We start from the raw sequence: 20,039 nt of genomic DNA on the forward strand, positions 1-20,039 counted from the left end.
GGGGGGATGGGGGGGAGGGATTGAGTGGCGTGCAGGCGTCGGGGGGGGCGGGTGAGTGGGTCGCGGGGTGCTGGAGCCGAGCAGCACCCCGCGGGTCGCGGGCGGGCGTGCGAGAACCTCCTGCCGCGGTGCGAGTATCTCCGCGTCCTTCGATGCGGCCGACCGCGCGAACAGGGCGAGCCAGGAGAACACTTGAACGACGAGTCGATACAGCAGACGAACAGCCACGATTGGTGATCACCGGATCGGACGAACGCCCAGGTCAAACCTGGGGGCCGAGTATTCGGGAGATCCGCGATGTCCTGGCGCCACAGCCGCACAGGCGTGGTTCGTGTGGAGACAGCGATGCGAACCGCTGGTGAGCCGCGGCTTCCCGAACGCCGGGGAATCCAGTGGGTTCGAGGAGTCCGTGGACCTATGGTGATGTGCACGGCGACCGGGCCGCCGAGGTCTACGAACGCCTTGTCTCCGTCGACACGCTGCGGGTGCCCGTGCTCGCCATGGTGCGACGGTTCTACGGGTGCCGGGCCGAGGACTGGCCTGCGATCCGCGATGCCGCCACCAGCGTTCCGGTACGGACGCCAGCGAAGCCGAGGATGTTGAGGGCTGCGGTGGTATCGGGGCGGGGGCTCGGGGGAACTCGGGGAGCTCGGGGCCGCGGGCTCCGTCGTCACATGTCCTTCCAGACCGGGGCGCGGCGCTCGCGGAAGGCGGCGGAGGCCTCGGTCATGTTGCCGGTGAAGGTGCCGAGTACCTGGGTGCGGTTCTCGAGTTCGAGCTGCTGGCGCAGGCTGGTGGCCTCCACGCCCGACCACAGGCCCTTCTTGGTCATCCACACGCCGTACTCGGAGTTCTCCGCGATCGCGGACGCAAGCTCGACCGCCGCCGTCTCGTGGCCGCCGGGTCCGGTGAGGCGGTTGAGCATGCCGAACCGGTTGGCCTCCTCGGCGGAGAAGTGCCGTCCGGTCAGCATGAGCTCGGCGGCCCGGGTCGGACCGACCAGGCGCGGCAGCAGGTAGCTGGTGCCGACGTCCGCGGAGGACAGCCCCACCTTGATGAACACCGACCCGAACGTCGCCGTGGAATCGGCCACCCGCAGGTCAGCGGCCAGCGCGATGGCCAGCCCGCCGCCGACCGCCGCGCCGTGCACCGCGGCGACGACCGGCTTCTCGCACTCGTGGATTGCCAGGATCATCTCGGCCACGTGCTCCTGGGTGCGGTACACCAGCCCGAGCCGCCCCCGGCCCTCGACGTCCGGGGCCGGATCCTCGTCGCCGGACAGGTCGGCGCCCGCGCAGAACCCCCGTCCGGCCCCGGCCAGCACGATCGCGCGCAGGCCACGTTCACGATTCAGATTCGCGAACGCCTCCGTCACGTCGGAGACCAGCGACGACGAGACGGCGTTCAGGCGCTCGGGCCGGTTCAGCCGCACGAACGCCACGGCAGGCGCAGGTCGTTCGACGACGACGTACTTCACGGGGAAGAATCCCTTTCAGATCAGAGCGGAAACGCGGCGGAGTTTCTCGAGGTGCACGGGCGGCTGCGGCGCGCTTTCGCTGTACGCGCCGAGCCGCCCGCGCCGGGCCGGGGGAGGGGTTCTCCTGGTCAGGCGTCGCGAAGCACCTCCTCGGTGTGCTGGCCCAAGGTCGGCGCCGGCCCGCGAAGGGTCAAGTCGAGCTGCCGGGAGTGCATGCCGATTCCGGGATGCCGGACGGTGCCGGCAATCGGATGCTCCAGCGGCTGGTAGAAGTGGCGTGCCACGAGCTGGGGCAGTTCGTCCTGGAGCATCTGGTCCCAGACCGGCGCGGCGGGGACGCCGGCGTTGAGGATCAGTTCGGCGGTCGCGTCGCGGTCCCGGTCGGCGAACCATGCCGCCAGGCGCTCGTCGATCTCGTCGTGGCGGGCTCGCCGCTCGGCGCGGGTGGCGAGGTCGGCGCCCCAGCCGGTGAGGCGGGCGAGTGCCTGCCACTGCTCGTCGGTCTCGACGGCGAGGGCGGCCCACTGCTCCTCGCCGGCGCAGCGGTACACCCCCTGCGGCACGGCACCGGGCCCGCGGGCGCCCTGACGGTCCATGCGGTACCCGGTGGCGGACCAGGTGACGATCGGCTCGGCGGCGATGTTGAGGGCGACTTCCAGCATGGGCACCTCGACCAGCTCGCCCTGTCCGGTCGCGGCCCGGCGTTCGAGCGCGGTCAGAACGGCGAACGCGCCGTGGAGGCCGGTGATCGGGTCGATGGTGCTGCGTACGAGCGGTTCGCCGTCGGGGAGTCCGGTGAGCCAGGCGATGCCGGTCGTCTGCTCCATCGTCTGCGCAAAGGCCGCGTGGTTGGCCCACGGGCCGTCCAGGCCGAAGCCGGGCTGGCGCAGCATGACGAGGTCGGGCTTGACCCGGCGCAGTTCGTCGTAACCCAGGCCCAGGCCGTCCATGACGCGCGGGGTGAAGTTCTCCACGACGACGTCGGCGGTGGCGACCAGGCGCAGGAACCGGGCACGGCCGTCCTCGGTGGCGAGGTTGACGGTGACCGACCGCTTTCCCGGGTTGGTGCCGTGGAAGGTCGGGCCGAACTCCATCCAGTCCGGCTCGGCCGGGGATTTGACCGTGGCGAACCGCATGCCGTCCGGCCGAGTGGGCGACTCGACCTTGATGACGTCGGCGCCGAGGGCGGCGAGCAGGTGCGTCGCGTACGGCCCGGCCCAGAACGCGGTGAGGTCGACGACGCGGACGCCTGCCAGCGGCCTGGTCGTCGTCTGCGCCGAGGCGGCCGGGCCCGCGTGGTCGTCGTGGTCGGGCCGGCCGTGGTGGAGGACGGGCGAACGGGGCTGCCGGAAGCCCGCGGGGTTGCCGATGAAGACTCCCCGTTCGCGCGGGTGCTCCATGTCGAACAGCGCCTCACCGTTGCCGATGAGGGCGACCGGCACGCGGAACAGCCCGCCCAGCTCGACGATCTCCGCGGCGGTGTGCCCGGTGAGCCACGGGCCGACGTTGGCCTCGACAAACGCGCGGTTGCGGCTGCGGGCGCCCATGGACGTGCACCGTTCGTCCTCGGCCAGGTCGAGCCGGTCGATCATGACGGCGAAGTCGGCCCACTGCTGCGCGGTGAAGATGCACAGGCCCACCCAGCCGTCCTTGCACCGGACCACCGACGGCCAGTCGCCGCTGCGGGACAGGGCGGCCACGTTCCCGGTGAACTCCCGGTACAGCGTCGGATAGTTGTTGAGACATACGGCCATCACCTCCAGGGCGGCGACATCCACCGTCGCGCCGCCCGCCCGTCGGCCGGCCAGCGCCGCCAGCGCGGCCGTCGCCCCGGTCGCCCACTCTCCCGGCCCCGCGCCCATCGGCAGCGGCGGCGAGTCCTTCGTGCCGCACGCGGACATCAGCCCGCACCACGCCTGAAGCGTGAACTCGTTGGCGACGCGTCCGGCCAGCGGCCCGTCGAGACCGAACGGTGTCACGTGCACGACCACCGGTGCCCGGCCGTCCCAACCCGCCGACGTGAGCACGATGTCGGCCTCGGCCGGCGCCTGCGTCACGATCGTCTTGCCCAACTGGAGGAACGACCACAACGGACCGTCGCCGGTCAGCGGCTCGTCGGGCGAGGCCGCCGACCACCGCCGGAGCGGATCGCCGTCGTCGACCTTCACGACGCTCGCGCCCTGGTCCCGCAGCAGCTTCGCCGCGTACGAGACGGCGATGCCCCTGCCGGCCTCCACGACCCGCACCCCCCGCAGCGCCGCAGACGAGGCAGGCCGGACCGGCACGTCTTCCGCTGCGGCGGCTGACCCATTGCTGTTGCTCACGTCATCCTCCTGGGGTCCCTCCGCCAGGTACGTCGCCCGCCACCCTGACGTTTCCCTGTGCTTGACACCGTCATACAGAATTCTTTGACCAAGTTATAGATCTGGCCGGTGACCCACCGGGATGCCGTGGTCCTCCAGAGCCGGTAGCGACCCGGGGGCGCGGATGCGGGCGGGCTTCTGACACGTGGCGACGCGCCGGCCCCGCCGCGACCTCATGACCCGCGCTCTCCACCGATCCCGGAGGTGGTGCGGCATCGCCTCAACGGGACGGCGCGGCATCGGGCGCCGCTGCCCGGCGTTCGCAGGCAATCGTGTGTCCAGTGAGCAAACGACCCGGACCGTTGCCTGCGCTCGATTCGCGCCCCAACTCCCAACAGAGCGGCCGGGGATGGATCGTCGACTCCGGTAAGCGGCCAGACCTTGTACGGCCACCCGATGCCGGAGTCGCGCGCGGGCCAGGCTGTCCATCAGGGGCAGGCGATGACTTCCAGCATCAAATAGCAGGGCCTTGCGAGACGCTGAAGCCGGTCAACCGGCCCAAGGACGCGGTCGGGTTCGTGGTTTTGCCCTGGCGTTGGGTCGTCAAGAGAAGCCTGGCCTGGCTCATGCACGCCCGCCGCCATGCGCGCGACTACGAACGTCCGATCCAACACGCCGAGAGCCTTCTGGCCCTGGGCCGCGATCTCCCTGATGACCCGCCGCCTCACCAGCCGCATGACCGTCCGGGCCCCGCGGCCGGCACCTGCGGCGCCGACCGCGGGGCGTGATCACCCGGTCCCGTCATGCGAGCTCCTGATTGCGCAACCCGCCAACCAAGCGCCGACCGCCTGGACATCAGGACAACGCGCGCGACGTGCGGGCGAGCCCGGCACAGATCTCCTAGGCTGCGGGACCGTGCGGCGGGCCGATCGCTCGCCCGGCGAAGGGAGTTCCGTGAGGTTTCCGAGTCTTGTCGTCCTGGCCGCCTCGATGTTCCTTGCGACAAGCTGCGCAAGCGACGACGAGCCGGACGCGCCCCCGGCGCCTTCGGCTCCGGCCGCGGCAGCCTCCGGAGGCGCCGGGGGCGCGTCCAGCGGCGGGTCCGACGCGGGGAAACCCGACACAGGGAAACCGGCCTCCGGACTGCCGCGCGCGGGCTCGTTCGAGGAGGTCGCGGCGCTGTTGAAGCCCGCGCTCGGCGCGTGCGAGCGCATGGACACCACTGGCCCGGACACCAAGCTCAACCGAGCCGACCAGGTCCGCGGGGGCAAGCAGAAGGCGTTGTGCTGGTACGGCGGACAGCAGTTCTCCGTGGCGATCCTCCTCGTGGACGCGGACAACACCACCTTGGAGGCGTTCCACAAGGACCGGGACATCGCCTCCAGCGAACGCATCGGCATGGGGTTCACCGTCTCCCTCGTCGGCACCGCCGGCGCCCAGGCCAAGACCACCGCCGAGCAGCAACTGACCTCCACCGGGCTGCCGTTCCTCAACTGCGAGCGGGACTTCGCCCCCCACGACGGCGTCAAACTCATCGAGGCCAAAACACCCGGCTGCCGCTACACCCCCACCCCGCGCATCTGACCACCGCACCAACGCACATCCAGCGCGGACCCGGATCGGAGCGACACTCCCGAAACCTCGCCTCTCGCCGGCGGACAGCTGCCCTGGGGACGCGGTCCTCGACCACCCTCAGGGCTCCTGTCCCGAGTGCGCTGATGAACTGGGGCGTCACCCCGCCGGCCGCGTCGTCGCCGCCGGGCGGCGATGGCGTCGGTGACCAGGTCGGACCGCATGCGCTCCGCGTGGGACCAATCGACCACCCGCCGGCATGTCGATCGCCGTCGCGAGATACATCCATTCGCTGCCGACCGGGAGATACGCGATGTCCCCGCACCACCGCACGTCCGGTGCCGGCGCGCCGAAGTCCCGGCCGACCAGGTCGGGAGCCGACGGCGCGGTCCTGTCCGCGACCGTGGTCCGCGTAGCGCCGTATGCGCCTCCCGACTCGGTGTGGATCTCCTCGATCCGGTCCGCGAGGGCTTCGTGGGCGACCCGGCGCGCCTCGCGCGCCGGGNGTCCTGTCCGCGACCGTGGTCCGCGTAGCGCCGTATGCGCCTCCCGACTCGGTGTGGATCTCCTCGATCCGGTCCGCGAGGGCTTCGTGGGCGACCCGGGGCGTCTCGTGCGCCGGGCCCGCGTTGATCCACCGGTAGAACCCGGACGCGGACACACACAAAACCTGGCAAAAAGCCGCTGTACGCCATACGTGTGGCGGTGGGCGGAGACGAATCTCCAGCGGCCGATCACCGATCCGTCTCTCTGCCAACGTACGCGGCCGCCTTGCGCGGGATCTCCTTCTCCAACTCCAGCTCGCGGACCTGCTTGCGCAAACGGGGCAGTTCCTCGCGCCGGGCGGGGGTCACCGGGCCGTCATTGCGTGGGGCGCGGCAGCATCGTGTTGCCGGTTGCGGTGTAGCCGGAGCTTTCGAAGGTGATGCTCTCACCGGTCCAGGCCGCCCGCATCGCGCGGATCGCCTCGTCCAGGTGGTCGTTGCGGTTGTCGAAGTCCGCTCCCAGCGCCGTAAATTCGGGCTGGAGGTAGCCCGCGCCGACCCCGATGATCACGCGCCCGCCGGACAGCCCGTCCGGCGTCGAGATCATCTTCGCGGACAGGAAGGGGCAGCGGTACGCCGGCACGAACAGGTTTGTGTGCAGCCTGAGTGTGGACGTCGCCGCGGCTGCGAAGGAGAGCACCAACATCGGGTCGACCGTGTGGTGCCCGCCGGAGTGCAGCCACCGGTCGTCCGGGAACGGGTGGTCCGTCGTGAACGCAGCGTCAAGCCCGGCGGCCTTGGCCGCCCGCGCCATGCCGGCTCACCGGACTCCTGCGCTGGTGGTCACGGCCGGCGACCCATGACCGCGTGCGCGCCTACGACCTCCGTCATTCGCCGCTGCCTGTCCCGACCAGGCAGGCCGCCCGGAGGCCCGCCGGGCGGCACGGCACGGGCTGCGTCCTCGCCGCCCGTGCCGTGCGTGCACACTGGTCTCGAACAGGTCGTTCGGACTCGGCAGAGGGACGTGCATGCAACTCGACTTCGTCATCCTCGGGATGCTCGCACTACGCAGATACTCCGGCTATGACCTGCGCAAATGGATGGAGGGGCCGCTCAAGTACGTCGGCTACGAGGTCCAGCTCCCGCAGATCTACCGTCGCCTGGCCAAGCTCGTCGAGCGGGGCTGGATCGCGTACGACGTGGATCCGCGCGAGGGCGGCCCGGACGCCAAGCTCTACCGCATGACCGAGGCCGGCGAGCGGGCGCTGTGGGAGTGGGCGCGTTCCCCGCACGTGCCGTCGCCGCGCCTGGCCGATCCCGATTTCGTCATCCGCTACATCTTCGGCGGCCAACTCGACCCCGAAATCGCCCTTGCCGCGGTCCGCTCCGAGCTCGCTTTCCGCCAGGCCAACATGGATCCGACCGGCGCACCCCCGTGGACCCAGGACCTGCCGTACACAGAGCTTCAGATGTCTGCTCTCGACCCGGATTGGGTGTCGGAGGTGCACCTGGCGGCGCACGAGTATGGCTACGCCCACGTGTCCGCCTACGTCGCGTGGCTCAAACTCCTTCAGCACCGCCTCGAACGCCGCGCCAAGCAGATCGAGGCCGCGCGAGCGACCAAGCCCCCCGCGCCGCCGGGCGAGGAACCCTAGAACGCCGAGACAGGTCGTCGGGCACGCCCGCCGGGGCGGGCCTTCCGGCGTGGTCCGTCCGAATCGCAGGCCGGTCAGGCGAAGTCGACGGCGCCGAGGGACTTTCGGGCGCCCTCCAGGAGGCGCAGTACGGCAAGGGTGTCGGCCAGGGGCATGACCGGGGACTCCGTACGCCCCTGCCGCACGAGGTCGCGCACCTCGCGGAGTTCTCCCGCGAGGGTCTCCCGCGGGCCGTCGGCGGAGAACTCCTGGACGTCGGGGTGGATGTGCGTCGACAGACGGCTGGTCGTGTGGAAGGGCGCGTCGATGTCGATGCGTCCGAGCGTGCCGGAAATATGCGCGATCATCGGCTGGGGGCTGAGCAGGGAAGTCTCCAGCGTCGCACGGCCTTGCCCGCGGCGAAGGCGAGTTCGGCCACGTGGCGGCGCTGCGCATGGGGTGTGGCGATGTCCACGGCGTCCACGACGGGGTCGTCGAGGAGTACGGCGTAAGAGCCGTGCGCACACGGCGCGCCGAACTCCGTGGCGAAGGCCCGCGCACGCGTCGCATCGCGTGATCCGACCGCCGCGGCGCGCGTCCCCGGTTCCGCCGCGATGATCGCGATGGTGCGGGCCATCGTGCCGGTAGCGGCTGTGCCCCAGCCGAACTCGCGGTCGTCCTGTGTGCCGTCGTCTATCTCGCCCTTCATGCAATCACTTGTGTCGTGTGAACGTGTTTGTTCTCGTGGCCTGTTCGTGCTGCCGCTCACGGTGCCGCGCTGCCGACGGTCGCGTCCGGTTCCGTATCGAGGTGCGGTTCGTCGGCCGATCGCGTCCCGCGCAGTTGCCGGCGGCGATAGAGCAGGCGTTGCTCCACCAGTTGCAGCCACGCGATGTAGGTGGAAGCGCCGGCGTATCCGTGCTCGTGGCCGATCATGTGCACCTCGGCCGCCCACTTCGGGTCCATTTCGGACGTGTTCGTCTCGTGTTGCGAGGCCTTCGCGAGCCATTGCGGCGTGGCGGTGTGGTGGACGTCCTTCTGCCGGTACTCCAGTTCGGTGCGCACGACGCGCAGGGCGATGTCGGGGTCGAGTTGGCCGCCGAATATGAAGCGGATGGCGAAGTCCGGGTCGGCGGGACGCAGCGACGGCTGGAAGGGGGACCGCGCCCACTCCCACAGCGCCCGTCGTCCGGCCTCGGTCATGCGGTAGAGCTTGGCGTCGGGGCCGCCTTCCCGCGTGTCGATGTCGTACTCGACCCAGCCGCGCCCGACGAGCTTGGCCAGACGGCGGTAGATCTGTGGGAGTTGGACTCCGTACCCGATGTACTTGAGCGGCCCCTCCATCCATTTGCGCAGGTCATAGCCCGAGAAGCGGCGCATGGCCAACATCCCGAGGATGACGAAGTCGAGTTGCACGGACCTTTCCCTTCCCGTTCCAAACCCTGTCCCGGACCGGCGGCTTCGTCGGCCCGGGACAGGTTGTGACCTACCCCGCCGCGGTGGCGGTGCCGCTGCGTTCGATGGCGCGTTCGTCGGTGCCGAGGTAGCTGGCGATGACCTTGGGGTCGTTGCGGACTTCGGACGGTGTCCCTGCGGCGATGACGCGGCCGGTCTCCAGGCAGTAGACGCGGTCGCTGATGCCCATGATCAGGGGCATGTCGTGCTCGATGACCAGGAGTGAGGCGCCGAGTTCCCGGCGGATTTCCTGGATCAGCGGTCCGAACGCCTCGGTCTCGCGCTGGGCCACCCCGGCGGTCGGCTCGTCCAGGCAGAGCACCCGGGCGTCCAGCGCCAGCAACCCGGCCAGTTCGACGATGCGGCGGGTACCGGTGGACAAGTCGGCGATGAACGCGTCGGCGTAGCGCCCGAGACCGAGGAAGTCGATGAGGTCGTGCGCCTCGGCCTTCTTGGCGCGTTCGCCGTTGACCGACCGCGGCAGCCACAGCGCCGCGGACAGCAGCCCGGAGCGGCCGCGTGCCTCCAGGGCGATCTGCACGGTCTCGGCGACGGTCAGCTCGGGGAAGAGCGTGGCCGCCTGGAAGGTCCGGCCGAGGCCGAGCGCCGCGCGGCGGGCGGACGGCATGCCGGAGACGTCCTGTCCGAGGAGTTCGACCCTTCCGGTGGCCGGGACGAACCCGCCGACGGCGTTCATCAGGGTCGACTTCCCGGCGCCGTTGGTGCCGATGAGCCCGACGATCTCGTTCGGCCGGACCTCGATGGAGACCGCGTCGACCGCGGTCACCCCGCCGAAGCGGACCCGCACGTCGCGGGTGGCCAGCACCGGCAGGTCGTCCGGCAACGGCGCCTTGCCGGGGCGCTTTGGAAGCCTGGGCAACGTGGTCGCCTGCTTGGCGGGCTGCGGACCGAGCCGCCCCTCGGCCCACTGGAGGAGTGCGTCGCGGGCCGCGTAGCCGATCTGCACCAGGCCGCCGGGGAAGTACAGCAGCAGGATCAGCAGGCCGAGGCTGGAGGCGAGCAGTGGGACGAGGTCGTTGCCGGGGAAGACGGCGGGCAGACCGATGACCCACAGGGCGCCGAGCACCGGTCCGGACGTGGACCCGAGTCCGCCGATGACGACGACGGACACGAGCATGAGGGAGTCCTCGCTGCGGAAGTAGGCGTCGCCGTACGGCACGGTCTGCAACGCGCCGGCCAGTAGCGCCCCGCCGAGTCCGGCGATCCCTCCGGCCAGTGCGAACGCCCGCAGCTTCACCCGGGTGGCCTGCACGGTGTATGCCGCGGCGGTGGCCGGGTTGTCGCGGACGCCGATGGTGGTGCGGCCGACTCCGGTGCGCCGCAGGCGGCCGGTGACGGCGAGGACGGCCACCAGGACGACGAGGACGACGTAGTAGTAGGAGCGCTGCGAGGTCACGTCGATGCCGAAGACGTCGGTGCGCGGGAACGACGCGGTGATCTGGGTCGGGCTGTCGTGGAAGACGTCCTGGCGGTAGACCCATTGCTCGCAGGCGACCGCGAACGCGACGGTGCTGACCGCGAGGAGCAGTCCGCGCACCCGCAGTGCGCCGGCGCCGATGACTGCGGCGAGTAGCGCGGTCAGCAGCGCGGCGGCGGCGACTGCGGTGGGGAAGGTCAGGCGCTCGACGACGAGCACCTTGTTGTTGCCGATCTCCAGGCGCAGGCCGCGGTTGAGCGATGCGGCGGTGAGGGCCCCGATGCCCGCGAAGGCCATTTGTCCGAGGGAGAGTTGCCCGGCCCAGCCGGTGAGCACGGTGACCGAGGCGGCGCAGATGGCGTAGGCGATGATGGTCGTGTAGAGCAGGTGCCGCGAGGGCTGGGTGACGATCAGCGGGACGACGACGGCGACGAGCAACAGGCCGGTCAGGGCGAAGCGTTCGAGGTTGCGCACCCACCACAGGCCGCGCAGCCGATCGGGCACGGGTCGCACCTTCGGTGCGAACGAGAAAGCGCCGCTGTCCGCGGACTTGTCGCGGCCGACGGTGAACACCGCGGCCAGCACAAGCCCGAAAACAACGATGTCGGTCAGACCGGGCTCGTCGAGCCAGTTGAACTGCACGACGGATTCCAGCAGTCCGAGCCCGACTCCGGCGACCAGTGCCACCCGGAAGGACGTCATGCGGGCGATCACCGCCGCGGCGAGTGCCCGCATCAGGGTGGTCATGCCGAGGACCGCGGGCGAGGTGACCGAGCCGTTGCGGGCGGAGATGAGGATCAGGCAGACCGTGCCGATGAGTCCGGCGACCGCCCATACGACGGTGGAGACCACCTTGGGACTGATGCCGTTCAGGCGTGCCAGCTCCGGGTTGTCGGCCGACGCGGTGACCGTCTTGCCGAGCACGGTGCGCCCGAGGAACCAGCCGAGGGCCGCCGCGGCGAGCGGCACCACGATCAGCACCGCGAGCTGTGTCGCGGTCATCTCCACCCCGGCCGGGTGCCACTTGGCCGTCGACCAGACCGGGTACGAGCGCGCCCCGTCCACCTCCGGGTACGACGCCACGATCACCAGAGCGAGTTGGGCGACGCCGATGGTGGCGACCAGCAGGATCACCCGCGGCGCGGTGAACAGGCGGCGTACGACGACGAGGTCGACGATCGCGCCGAACGCCGAGCCGGCCGCGAGCGACAGGAACAGGGCGATCCAGAACGGGACGTTGTAGCGGACCGCGAGGAGCGCGAACAGTGCGGAGCCGACCAGGCCGATGTTGGCGACCGCGAAGTTGATGACGCGGGTGGAGCGGTGGACGAGCACGATGCCCATGGCGAGCAGGCCGACGACCAGGCCGTTGACGACCCCGTCGAACGCCAGCTGGCGGGTGAGTTCGATCATGTCAACCGCCGTCCTTGCCGAGGAAGACCGCACGCGCGAGGTCGTCGCGTTCGGCGAGTTCGCGGGCGTCGCCGGTGAATCGGACCTGCCCCTTCTCCAGGAACACCGCCCGGTCCGCGATCGCCAGGGCCACGTTCAGGGACTGCTCGACGATGACCATCGTCAGCCCGTCGGCCTTCAGGCGCTCCACGATCGCGAGCAGGTCCTGCACGACCACCGGCGCCAGCCCGAGCGACAGTTCGTCGATGAGCAGAACCTCGGGGTCGTGCATGAGGACCATGGCCAGGGCGAGTTGCTGCTGCTGTCCGCCGGACATCGAGCTGGCACGCTGCCCGAGGCGGGCGGCGAGGTCGGGGAACACGTCGAGGACGTAGGCGAGTCGCGCGTCCCGGTGGGCCTTGTCGCGGTCGCGGAGCTGGAACGCGGCCATGTCGAGGTTCTCGCGCACGGTCATGGCCGGGAAGACGCCTTTGCCGCCCGGGAGCAGTCGGATGCCGTGCCGACCGCGCTGTTCGGGGGCCACGTAGGTGATGGTCTGCCCGTTGAGCCGGACCACGCCGCGGGACGGTGTGCCGAGACCGCAGATCGCCTTGAGGATGGTCGACTTGCCCGCGCCGTTGGTGCCCAACAAGGCGAGCGTCTCACCGCGGCGCACCTCGAAGCCGACGTCGAACAGCACTTGCACGTTGCCGTATTCGAAGTCGACGTTGTGGACCTGGAGCACCGGGACGTCCTCGGGGGCGGTGTTCTGCCGGTCGCGCTCCGCCATTTCCTCACGCAGTTCGGCGACCACCCGGGACAGGTCGTGCTTGATGAACGCGGAGCTGCGGATCAGCATCAAGCTGCCGACCAGCGTGGACGGTACGCCGATCACGAGCGCGGCGACGCGCGGGTCGTAGGAGTCGAGGATCAGTGCGGACAGCAGCGAGCCGCCGGTCGCGCCGATGAAGAAGATGTAGATGGCGGCGAGTGCGACGCCAAGACCGCGCAAGCGGTACGGCGACACCGACTGCATGACCGGCCCGACCATCGCGAACGCGGACGACAGGAGGATCATCGGCAGCATGTGCGCGGCCACGAACAGCGGCGCGTTCGGCATCGCCCACTGGAGCGGCATCAGCGCCGCCACAGGCAGGATCAGCAGGCCGATCAGGCGAAGCGCCCGGGCCGGGTCGGTACGGTAGAGACGGTCGTAGCGGGGGCCGACGAAGGGCAGGACGAACAGGACACCGAGTCCGCCGAGGGTGCCGTACACGCCGCGCTCGAAGGTGTCGAGCCCGAAGTGGTCCTCCATCCACAGGTTGGTCAGGACCGGGCCGGTGAACAGGCCGAAGCCCATGGCGGCGAAGGCCATGACGACGGTCTTGGTGGTGCGGATCTTCATCAGGCGGGCGAACGCGGCCTCGACCGAGATCGGCATGGGTTTCTCGGTGACCAGGACTTCGCCGAGCACGGCCTTCATCTCGTTCTGCCCGCGCGGGGGTTCGGGGAGCCGGAAGGCGAACAGCGCGACGATCGCGGTGGGGACGGCGAGGATGAAGAACGCCCATCGCCACCCCGCGTCGCCGCCTGCCAGGGTCGCGATCCCGCCGACGGCGAGGGGACTGAGGGCAGCGGCGATTCGGCCGGCCATGCCGTTGGTCGCGGCGAGTCGGCCGCGTACCCCGATCGGGTAGGTGTCGGCGTTCAAGGACCCGTTGACCGGCATGTTGCTGGACTTGGCGACGCCGACGCCGAGTCGGGCCAGGAACATCAGGAACACGTTCGCGGCCAGGCCGCACGCGACCATGAAGGAGGAGAACGCCAGACCGGCCCATCCGGCGACGCGTCCGCGGCGACAGCGGTCGGCGAGCCAGCCCATCGGCAGGGCCCCGAGCACGATGAACGCGCCGGAGGCCGCGGAGAGGAACACGATGGCGCCGTCGCTCATCCCGAAGGTGTCGCGGATGTCCGGGGCGAGCACGCCCAGGGTGGCCATCTCCAGCTCGTCGAACGCCGACAGCAGGGTCAGCGTCACGAACGTGGCGGCACCGCCCGCGGCCAGGCCTTCGCGGAGCGACAGACTCTGCCCGCCGACGCCGGGGAGGACGTCGTCGGCGAAGAGCACGTCGCGTTCCGCTTCCGCCTGCCGGGCCCGCTCGGCTTCGGCCTCGACCAGGCTCGCGGCCAGGCCGCCCGCGGCCGAACCGCCGGTGGGCGGGTCCGCGGGTGTACTCGGGAGAGGGGTTTCTCCCGCCCCCGCCCCCGCCTCCGCCGAGGACGGCGGGACGGTCCCGCCCGTCGCGGTCATCGGCCGGCCTCGGCCGGTGGCGGGAAACTTGAGGAAATCAGCATTGGCACTCCCAGACAGGGGTCAGCGGGCCCGTCGCCCCGTCACGGCACCCTGGGCCGACTCGCTCCGAGGTGTCTGTACGGCACCCTGGCGAGCACTGATCAGCGCACGTCTACCTAGATGCGCAAGAATGTATGGCCAGAGTGGTGTGAGCTGGTTCAGGTGTCAAGAGCACTAAGTTTTCGAGATCGACATCGTTGTTTAACTTCCTGGGTACCTAGTCAGCTTCTGATGACCATCCCGCGGTCCGGCCCCGCGGCTCCTTCGGAGGGCGTTCGCCGGGGCTCCCCGGCCGTCCGCGTGCACCGCGCTACTGTCCCCCGGGCCCTCCCGCGAGTTGCCCGCCGATCTGGTCCTTGAACTTGTCGGGCACCGAGCGCAGCATTGCTTCCCAGTCGAACACCACCGTCTCGGGCGTGTACGTCCCATCGATCCCGAACAGCAGGCGGCGGGCGAGGTTGCCGAGGTACTCGCCGCCCTGCTCCGCGGCACGCGCCACCGTGTCCCGGAAAGGCCGCGCCCCGTCCGGCCCCAGCGCGGCCAACGCGGTGAGGGCCTGGAGCCGCACCGACGCCGAATGCTCCGGCCACGTCAACTCGGCGAGCCACCCCGCGGCTTCGGTGTCGTCGAAGTGGCGGGCGAGCGCCTCGGCGCAGGGTATGCGGACGTGCGGATCGGGGTCGCCTGTGGCCGTCGTGCGCAGGTACCGCACGGACTCGGCCGCCTTCGCGCCGAGCGCCAGCACCCCGACAGCGGCCCACCGGCGCACGGTGGCGTCGTCGTCCGAGAGCGCGGCAAGGAACACCGGGAGGTCGTCGGCGTTGCGGTGGGCAATGCGGTCGGCGACGTCGAGGACACCGTCGAGCGGGTAGGCCCCCGGGGCGCGGCTCGCCTCGTAGCCTTCGTGCGGGGAGCCCTCGGGGAGGAACCCGTTGTCGTGGACGGCGAGCATGTGCGCCCGCAGCGCCTCGTCCAGACGGCGTTCGACGTCCGCGTACGCGGGGTCCCCGGCCAGATTGCGGATCTGGTCGGGGTCGGCGGCGGTGTCGTACAGCTCCACGCCGGGCTTCTCGTGCCAGAACGCGTCCTGTACGCCGTCGAGTTCGCCGCGCAGATGGGCCGCCTCCCAGGCCTGGTAGCCCTTGGCGAGCCACGCGAACGCCTGGTGCAGGCCGTAGGGCCGGTGCGGTTCGTAGTTGCGGATGTAGCGGTAGCGGGCGTCGCGCACGGTACGCACCATGTCGTTGCGCGCGTCCATGCGGTTGCGCATGCCGAACGCCAGCTCGCGGTCGGCATCGAATTCGGCGTCGGCCAGGCTGGTGCCCTGCATGTGCGAGGGCACTTCGCCCCCTGCGAGGTCGATCAAGGTGGGCGGGATGCGGATGGTCCCCACCGGCGCGTCGATGCGTGTGCCGGGGGCCGGGAACAGGTGCGCCCACCGCGGCGGTGCGGCGATGATCAGCGGGACGTGCAGGCCCTCGTCGTAGCACCACCGCTTGGACCGGGGGGTGACCCCGCCATGGTCGGACGTGTGGATGACGATCGTGTCGTCCAGCAGGCCGTCCGCGGCGAGTTGCGCCAGCAGTACGCCGACCGCCGCGTCCATCTCCGCGATCTTGCGGTAGTAGTGCGCGAAGTCGGCACGGATGTCGGGGGTGTCGGGGAGGTACGCGGGCAGCCGTACCGCGCCGGGGTCGACGATGAACTCGTCCCGCCCGAACACGCTGCTCTCGTGCGTGCCGTCGATGTTGAACACGGCCAGGAACCGGGCCCCTTCGGGGCGGTCGCGCCAGTGCGCGGTGGGGGAGCAGGCGTCCCAGATCGCATGCGGGTCGACGTCGCAGTTGTAGTCGGTTTTGGCGTTGTTGGTGCAGTGGTAGCCGAGCTTGCGCAGGGCTTCGGGGTAGGTGGCCATCCACGCGGGGTGGTGCGCGTTGGCGCGCATGTGGTGCGCGGGGCCGTTGCTCTCCGGCGAGACGCCGGTGAGCATCGCGTAACGCGAGGGCGCGCAGACCGGAGCGGCGGAGTAGGCGTGCTCGAAGAGCGTGCCGCGGGCGGCCAGGCCGTCCAGGTTCGGTGTGGTCGCGAGCGGGTCGCCGTAGCAGCCGAAGCGGGGCGGGCAGTCCTCGCTGACGGTCCACAGGATGTTGGGGCGTACGGTGCGGGTCATACGGCCGCTCCGGAAGCCGGGACCGCCGGGCCGGGGCCGAGTGCGTCGAGCGCGGCCGAAACCGCACGGACCACGTCGGCGGACAGCAGTCCGGAAGCGAGAGAGGAGAGTTGCACGAGCGACAGGTCGCCGACCATGCGGCTCAGGCTGCCGTCGGCAAGGCGTTCGAGCCCGAGGTCCTTGAGTGCCTGGACGGCAGCTTCGTCGGCGAACAGCTCGCGTATGGGGGCGTTCACGGTGCGCGGGCCGTCGGGGAATTCCGCGGGGTCGAGCGGTGCGGCGGCCTCGGCGGCCTCGACCTGCGCGCGCTGGACCCGGGCGAGGAGGTGGTCCGCCGTGGCCGGCCCGCTCACGGGCAGGCCGAGGCGTTCGTACTGCTCGGCCGGGGCGTCGGAGGCGCGCATGACGTCCAACAGCAGGCCGGTCATGCGCAGTTCGAGGTCGTCGTCGACGAGCGGCGTCTCCTGCCCCGGATCCTCGGCGAGGTCGAAGAGGAGGGTCCCGAACGGGGCCGGGGAGATGGCGAAGCCGGGGACCTTGAGCACCGGCGCGCCCTTGGTGAAGGCGTGCGTGCCGCCGGGGAGCAGTTCGGCGGACTTCAGTTCGCCCGGGGTGAACCGCGCGGCCATCCGGGTGGGCATGAGGGTCAGCTCGGACAGCGGGGTGTTGGCGGCGTCCACGCAGGCGCGCATGTAGACGTACCGGCCGTCGGTGACCGAGACGTGGCCGCCGAACGCGCCGAAGATGCCGGCCTCGCGGACCTGGGTGTCGTCGGCGACGGTGCGCCGCAGTGGCACGCCCGTCATGTCGGGAGTGCGGTCGACGCCGAAGAACTCCAGCAGCGTGGGTGCGAAGTCGATCGTCTGCACAAGGGAGTTGCGGCGTTCGCCGGCGACGCGGCTGCGCGGGTCCCAGACGAACAGCGGGGTGTGGATGGTCTCGTCGTACCAGGGCTGGACGTTCTTGCCCCACCAACCGCGCTCCCCGAGGAGGAAGCCGTGGTCCGTGCAGACGATGAGCATCGTGTCGTCCCACATACCGTGGGCGTCCATGGCGTCGAGGACGCGGCCGAGGTTGCGGTCGCACATGCTGAGCAGTGCGGCGTACTCGTAGCGGACATGCTCGACCTGTTCGGGGGTTTCGCGGACCATGCGGTAGTCGGGCCAGTCGTACTGCGGGCCGTCGTAGTCGCGCTTGTAGAGGTCCTTGTAGTGCTGCTGGGTGAAGAACGGTTCGTGTGGGTCGAAGGTCTCGATTTGCAGGAACCAGTTGTCCTCGGCGTGGTTGGTCTCGATGAACTCCAGCCCCGCGTCGAACGTCCGTGACTGCGGCTGGTCTTCCTCACGCGTCATGTGTCCGCGGTTGACCCAGTCCTGGCGCCACTTCTCGCCGCGCATCGTCTTGAGCGACTCGGCGGGGTACTCGGGGTCGGCGACATGGCCCTTCCACGCGTCGCCCTCCTGACCGCGGAAGAACTCGTAGGTGCGGAACCGGTTGTGGTACGTCGCCCCGCCGTCCTCCCAGTAGTGCTGATGGTCCGTCACCAGGTGCGTGTACACGCCCGCGTCGGTCAGCATCTCCGGGCAGGAGTCGTCGAACGGCTCCAGCGGACCCCAGCTGCGGTGCAGGAAGTTGTGCCGCCCGGTGTGCAGCTCCCGGCGCGCGGGCATGCACGGCATGCTCCCCGCGTAGCAGTTCTCGAAGACCGCGGTGCGCTCCGCCAGCCGCGCGAAGTTCGGCGCGTGCACCCAGTCAGGCGCCCCGTACGGGGGCAGGTACTTCCGGATGAGGGTGTCGTACATGACCATGACGGCTTTCACACGCTACTCCCGACCTCTTCTGGGCTTCGACTGCACTGATATGTACGCTAGAACTTAACTCCCTGCAAGATCAGCCATTGACTTCAAGGCTTGCTGGTCACATCCTGAGGCAACTTAAGTTCCTGGGACGATAGTGGCGCACGGGGGCCCACGGGTTCCGACCAGCCGGGAGGTCTGTCGCCGATGTCTTCGTACGCCCGCCCGCCACGCCTGCGGCACCCCATGGCACGGCGGTGGAGCGCGCTCACCGCAGCCGCGCTCAGTCTGAGCGTCGCCGCGTGCACGGTCGAGTCCAAGAGTGCCGCCCCGGGGGCGAGCGGCCCTGCGGGGCCGGCGGTCCGGGCGGAGGCGCCCGGCGTCACCGCGGACAGCATCAAGATCGGTATCGCCTATCCGGACTACGCCGGGGTCAAGGCCTTCGTCAACATCGACCAGGGCGATTTCGAAGACACGTACAAGGCCCTGATCGACAAGATCAACGCGACCGGCGGCGTGCAGGGCCGCAAGCTCGTGCCGGTCTTCGGCAAGATCAACCTCGTCTCGCCGGCCGCCGCGCAGGAGACCTGCGTCAAGCTCACCCAGGAGGAGAAAGTCTTCGCGGTCCTGTATTCCGGGCCGGGCAACGAGCAGGCCGCGTGCTACCTCCAGACCGGGCGCACCGCGGTGATCGGCGGGCCTATGCACGCCGGCATGTACGCCCAGGCGCAGGCCCCGTGGTTCAGCTTCCTCGACCAGGGGAACGCGGGCGAAGCCGTCGAGGCCTTCGCCGCACGCGGTGACCTGGCGGGCCGCAAAGTGGCCGTGGGCGCGGTCGCCACTGATCAGATGCAGGTTGAGCAACTCGTTATGCCCGCGCTCAAGGCCGCGGGGGTCACCCCGGTCACAACCGGCTACATCGCCGCCAACGCGTCCGACCCCGCCGCGTTCTCCCAGCAGGCCGGCGTGCTGTTCCAGAAAGCCCAGACCGCCGGGGCCGACACGCTGCTGACCGTGGGCGGCGGCGCGCAACTGATCCCGCAGTACCTGGAGAAGACAGCCTGGCGGCCACGTCAGATGTTCACCGTCCCACCCGACGGCTACCTGACGACCAAGGGCCAACACGACTTCTCCACCCTCAAGGACGCGGTCACCGCGGCCCCTCTCACCGACTTCTCCGATCCGGCCCTGACCGCGTGCGCGGACACCGTGACCCAGGCGAACCCTGCACTGGCGGGCAAGCTCGTCGACCCCGCCACCGTGCCCAGCGGCCAACCGACGCCCGGCGCGTCGATGGCCGCGGCCTGCCGGACCCTCGCGCTGTTCACCGCGATCGCCGAAAAGGCCGGCAAGAACCTCGACTACCCGAGCTTCCAGCAGGCCGGGTTCGACCTCGGCAGCTTCCACATTCCGGGTTTCTCCGACCCCGCGACCTACAGCCGACAGAGCCCGTCCGGCGCCATCCCGATCCGCGCGATGGTCTACGACGCAGCGGTCAACCGCTTCGTCCCGGCACCGAGCTGACCACCAGGCGGAGCCGAGCCTGTCGACGAAGCCAGGCCGCCGCCGCACCACCCTCGAACCGAAGGAGCACCTGTGGGCGACCCGCACGCCTCCGCCGGCCCCTCCTGCTGCATGCCAGGGCGGGTCGCCGCCACCGCCAACGACATCACGCCGGCACCGTCGCGCGGCGCAGACCGGGACGTCGGCTTCGACGGCATGGCCGTCCTGTCCGGCGGGGAGTTCCTGATGGGGACCGACGACGCGGAGGGCTTCCCCTCGGACGGCGAGGGCCCGATTCGGCCGGTGCGCGTCGACCCGTTCGCGGTCGACACACGCGCGGTCGACAACGCGCGGTTCGCCGAGTTCGTCGCCGCCACCGGCTATGTCACCGAAGCCGAACGCATCGGCTGGTCCTATGTGTTCGCCGCCTTCGTACCCGCCGCGCTGCGCCGCGGCGGGGG

General features: G+C 70.5%; 14 protein-coding genes. 4 read left to right on the forward strand and 10 right to left on the reverse strand.

Annotated features, from left to right (window positions below; translation table 11 throughout):
* Positions 1–670 precede the first annotated feature (670 nt).
* On the reverse strand, positions 671–1,477 hold the full coding sequence (locus ACRX5S_RS30435; protein WP_436776368.1) for an enoyl-CoA hydratase-related protein: 807 nt from the start codon (positions 1,475–1,477) through the stop codon (positions 671–673).
* Positions 1,478–1,605: 128 nt separating this feature from the next.
* Positions 1,606–3,801, reverse strand: coding sequence for a CoA transferase (locus ACRX5S_RS30440; protein ID WP_436776369.1), 2,196 nt, complete (start codon positions 3,799–3,801; stop codon positions 1,606–1,608).
* Between the two features lie 933 nt (positions 3,802–4,734).
* On the opposite strand from ACRX5S_RS30440, the gene ACRX5S_RS30445 reads away from it, so the two are divergent.
* Complete coding sequence (locus ACRX5S_RS30445; RefSeq protein ID WP_436776370.1) at positions 4,735–5,364, forward strand: hypothetical protein; 630 nt, start codon at positions 4,735–4,737, stop codon at positions 5,362–5,364.
* An 849-nt stretch (positions 5,365–6,213) separates the two neighbouring features.
* On the opposite strand, the gene ACRX5S_RS30450 is transcribed toward ACRX5S_RS30445, so the two are convergent.
* Entirely contained in the window at positions 6,214–6,651 is a 438-nt protein-coding gene (locus tag ACRX5S_RS30450; RefSeq protein ID WP_436776371.1) for an LLM class flavin-dependent oxidoreductase, read from the reverse strand.
* Between the two features lie 214 nt (positions 6,652–6,865).
* Between ACRX5S_RS30450 and ACRX5S_RS30455 the strand changes: the two genes are divergently transcribed.
* Complete coding sequence (locus ACRX5S_RS30455; RefSeq protein WP_436776372.1) at positions 6,866–7,492, forward strand: PadR family transcriptional regulator; 627 nt, start codon at positions 6,866–6,868, stop codon at positions 7,490–7,492.
* Between the two features lie 74 nt (positions 7,493–7,566).
* Here the strand turns inward: ACRX5S_RS30455 and ACRX5S_RS30460 are convergent, their stop codons facing one another.
* From ACRX5S_RS30460 to ACRX5S_RS30490, 7 genes are all read right to left on the reverse strand, one after another.
* Positions 7,567–7,839 (reverse strand): hypothetical protein, encoded by a 273-nt coding sequence (locus ACRX5S_RS30460; protein ID WP_436776373.1) that lies wholly within the window; start codon positions 7,837–7,839, stop codon positions 7,567–7,569.
* Positions 7,836–8,180 (reverse strand): Gfo/Idh/MocA family oxidoreductase, encoded by a 345-nt coding sequence (locus ACRX5S_RS30465; protein WP_436776374.1) that lies wholly within the window; start codon positions 8,178–8,180, stop codon positions 7,836–7,838. The genes ACRX5S_RS30460 and ACRX5S_RS30465 overlap by 4 nt, the downstream gene beginning before the upstream one ends.
* A 56-nt stretch (positions 8,181–8,236) precedes the next feature.
* Entirely contained in the window at positions 8,237–8,887 is a 651-nt protein-coding gene (locus tag ACRX5S_RS30470; RefSeq protein ID WP_436776375.1) for a PadR family transcriptional regulator, read from the reverse strand.
* Positions 8,888–8,957: 70 nt separating this feature from the next.
* On the reverse strand, positions 8,958–11,777 hold the full coding sequence (locus ACRX5S_RS30475) for an ABC transporter permease subunit (protein ID WP_436776376.1): 2,820 nt from the start codon (positions 11,775–11,777) through the stop codon (positions 8,958–8,960).
* 1 nt (position 11,778) lies between these two features.
* Complete coding sequence (locus ACRX5S_RS30480; RefSeq protein WP_436776377.1) at positions 11,779–14,067, reverse strand: ATP-binding protein; 2,289 nt, start codon at positions 14,065–14,067, stop codon at positions 11,779–11,781.
* Between the two features lie 352 nt (positions 14,068–14,419).
* Positions 14,420–16,279 (reverse strand): sulfatase-like hydrolase/transferase, encoded by a 1,860-nt coding sequence (locus tag ACRX5S_RS30485; protein ID WP_436776378.1) that lies wholly within the window; start codon positions 16,277–16,279, stop codon positions 14,420–14,422.
* Entirely contained in the window at positions 16,276–18,099 is a 1,824-nt protein-coding gene (locus tag ACRX5S_RS30490; protein ID WP_436776379.1) for a sulfatase, read from the reverse strand. Before ACRX5S_RS30490 ends, ACRX5S_RS30485 begins: the two co-directional genes overlap by 4 nt.
* 183 nt (positions 18,100–18,282) lie before the next feature.
* On the opposite strand from ACRX5S_RS30490, the gene ACRX5S_RS30495 reads away from it, so the two are divergent.
* Entirely contained in the window at positions 18,283–19,599 is a 1,317-nt protein-coding gene (locus ACRX5S_RS30495) for a hypothetical protein (protein WP_436776380.1), read from the forward strand.
* Between the two features lie 72 nt (positions 19,600–19,671).
* On the forward strand, positions 19,672–20,039 hold a 368-nt coding region (locus ACRX5S_RS30500), incomplete at its 3' end, for an SUMF1/EgtB/PvdO family nonheme iron enzyme (protein WP_436776381.1).

Origin of the sequence: Yinghuangia sp. YIM S09857, assembly GCF_051388915.1 — a bacterium.
Classification (GTDB): domain Bacteria; phylum Actinomycetota; class Actinomycetes; order Streptomycetales; family Streptomycetaceae; genus Yinghuangia.